Consider the following 2696-nt stretch of genomic DNA (forward strand, 5'->3'; position numbering starts at 1 on the left):
ATGAGGCATGTTCCGCGTCCTTGCAATACTGTGTTTACATACAGTCTATCGCTTAGCGGAAAGTTCTTTTACCCTCAGCCGAAATGCCTGCCGTTGCTAGACATTGCCAGCCAGTGCCCGTCACTCCGCGGTCTTCACTGCGTGATCGAGTTGATCGACACCCGCCGTGACACGCTCCATGAAGTGCCTGCCTGCGTCTGTTAGCCGAACGCCCCGCGCATGGCGCTCAAATAGCAGGACACCAAGGTTATCCTCCAGCGCTTTCACACGCGCGCTGACGCTCGACTGGCTGATACCAAGTGCCTTGGCCGCATGCCGAAAATTCAGATGCTCGGCGACGGCGATGAACTGAACAAGGGAAATGAGCGGTATCCTGCCAGACAGGATACCGACATTCACGAGGTTTCGATGGTTAGTGCGCCGCATCGGAGCGGGCCTGCTACCAGTCGTCGGTTAGACGACTGGCGACTTCTCGGTGGCAGCCCCACGGAGCCGAAGGAGCACCAGCCCCAACGAAACCAGTACCGCCATCGCCGTGGCGTAACAGATCACGGGCCACGCTGTGTCACCGTTTAAAAGTGCCACCGCCAATGTCCCGACAATGCTGACTATCAGGCTTTGAACGCAGAAGTAGAACGCGACCGCTGATCCCGCGATGTCGTCGAACTCTGCCAAAGCGCCGTTCGCGGTAACGGACACCGTGAAGACAATACCGACCGCGACAACCCACATCGGTAGGATGAAGGTGAGGAATGACGGCGAGCCGTAAAGTTCGCCGATCCCCAACAGGACCGCTCCGCAAACAAGCAACGCCATCCCACGCGCCACGCATCCTGCGATGCCCCATCTGGCGACAAAGGACTTCGCGAAACGGGTTGTCACGATCATTACAAGCGCGACAGTGGCGAAGGCAAAGCTGAATCCGATCTCGGAATATTCCGCTTGGCCTATGAGCACACGGGGAGCCGTCGAGAAGAAGACGAAGTAGGTGCCCATACCGGCGCTAAAGCCGACAGTGTAAACCCAAAAAGCCGGACTCGCGAAGATCGGCAAGACAGATCGGCGCGTCTTGACTTGATCCAGAGGGCGGGTTTCGTGCCACCTGAAACCCGCATTTAGGAGTGCGAGCATCGCCAGTATAGCCAAAGTAATGAATATCGCCTGCCATCCCAAGAACTCGCCGATCAATACTCCGGCGATAGGGCCGAGCGCAGGCACGAACGCCAGCATCGAACTGAAAAGGCCGTAGATGACGACACCCTCAGGACGGTTGGCATAAACGTCGCGAACCGTCGCGAACGTCGCCACCAGCATGGCCGACGCGCCCACTGCTTGAAGTAGACGGAAAGCGACAAAGGCCGGTGCAGTTGAAGACCAAGCTGCTCCCAGAGACGCAATGACGAAAGCCGTTGCGCCCGCAAGTAGAATTGGCCGTCGCCCGATTCTGTCTGAGAGCGGACCAAAAATCACCTGGCCCACGCCGAGCATCACCATATAGAGGCTCAACGTGAGTTGGATCATAGCGGGCGTCGTGTTCAGGATGCCGGGCATCGCTGGAACGACAGGGAGATAAATATCCATCGCCAGTGAAGCGAGGATGTCGAAAGGAGCCATCAGCAGCAGTGCTGCCGGCAGCGTATAGGCCCACGCGGGGCGTGTGGTGGTCATGACGAATCAACCCTCGATTAAGATTAAGGAATACCGGGCGACGTCTGCTCGTCAGCAATCAGATGAGACTAGCCTTACAGAGCGCCGCAACAACAATACTGGTTGTTGCGGCTTACTTGTCTGCTGACTTGGAATTTCCCATCTGATTACTCCACGCTTACGAATATGAATTGCTACATTTTATCAGATTATCTTTTGCTTCGCAATGCGGCATGGGCGCACTCAGCGTTCCAGCCCCCTCTGCCGCCCTAACTGCCACGACACCGACCCGCCCTGCACGATGCCCATAACCTCGCGGCCGAGTTGGCGGTCGATGATCGGCCGCCACGGGACAAGGGTGAACTCATGGGATTTCTCGACCACGGCGAACTTGCCGCTCGATAGATGCACGGTTCCGGTAAACTTGCCGCTGACGCTCTCGCCGTCCGTGGCGGCGCGGAACGGCAGGCCCTTACTCAAAGCCATATCCGATCCGACGCCGGCTACCTCGCGCTCCCGCAGGATGGCGAGAAGGTTGCGCCGGTAGAAGACGCGGCTGTCCCGGCTGCGGGTGGCGTCGCCCTGTTCGATATGGTGCTCGCGGCGCTGGTCCATGGCTTCGCGGACTTGTTGCCCGAAGCCGGTTGGCGCAAGGTCGGCCGTCTCGCCGTGGATCAGCCGCCGGTCCAGCCAGGTCGCGCCGTCCGATCCGATCTGTTTGTTCAGATCGACCGGGGAAAGGACGCGAACGCTGGCCTGACTGTCTCGGCCGGCGTCATGGGCGGCGGCACGGCTGACCAGATCATCGGGGATGCGCCATTGGTCGGCGTCGATCCGCTCGACGATACCGGCCCGGCGTAGCGCCTCCAGCCGGCGCACATGGGCATCGACATAGCCCTCATAGTCGCCGCCTGGAACGCGGCACGTATAGGAAGAATAAACGCCCTTTTCACCCAAGTCCAACAGCTTTGGACCGCAGTTGACTCTTTCGACACCCCTGCGATGCAACCCAATCCGGCTGACGGGGAGCCAGCAACGCTGAAAATTTA

3 protein-coding genes are annotated in these 2696 nt (G+C 59.1%); all 3 read right to left on the bottom strand.

The window, feature by feature from the left end:
* Positions 1-120: 120 nt before the first annotated feature.
* On the bottom strand, positions 121-426 hold the full coding sequence (locus FTU55_RS14775; RefSeq protein ID WP_001255015.1) for a LysR family transcriptional regulator: 306 nt from the start codon (positions 424-426) through the stop codon (positions 121-123).
* 27 nt (positions 427-453) lie between these two features.
* Positions 454-1668, bottom strand: coding sequence for a chloramphenicol/florfenicol efflux MFS transporter FloR (gene floR, locus FTU55_RS14780; protein WP_000214122.1), 1215 nt, complete (start codon positions 1666-1668; stop codon positions 454-456).
* A 222-nt stretch (positions 1669-1890) separates the two neighbouring features.
* Positions 1891-2696, bottom strand: an 806-nt coding sequence (locus FTU55_RS15225) for a DUF3363 domain-containing protein (RefSeq protein ID WP_223411754.1), incomplete at its 5' end; no start/stop codon positions are given.

Source organism: Acinetobacter sp. YH12117 (assembly GCF_013418865.1).
GTDB lineage: Bacteria > Pseudomonadota > Gammaproteobacteria > Pseudomonadales > Moraxellaceae > Acinetobacter > Acinetobacter indicus.

Excerpts from the sequence above, each read along its gene's own strand:
- floR (WP_000214122.1), bottom strand. The coding sequence starts at position 1,668 with ATGACCACCACACGCCCCGCGTGGGCCTATACGCTGCCGGCAGCACTG.
- FTU55_RS14775 (WP_001255015.1), bottom strand. The coding sequence starts at position 426 with ATGCGGCGCACTAACCATCGAAACCTCGTGAATGTCGGTATCCTGTCT.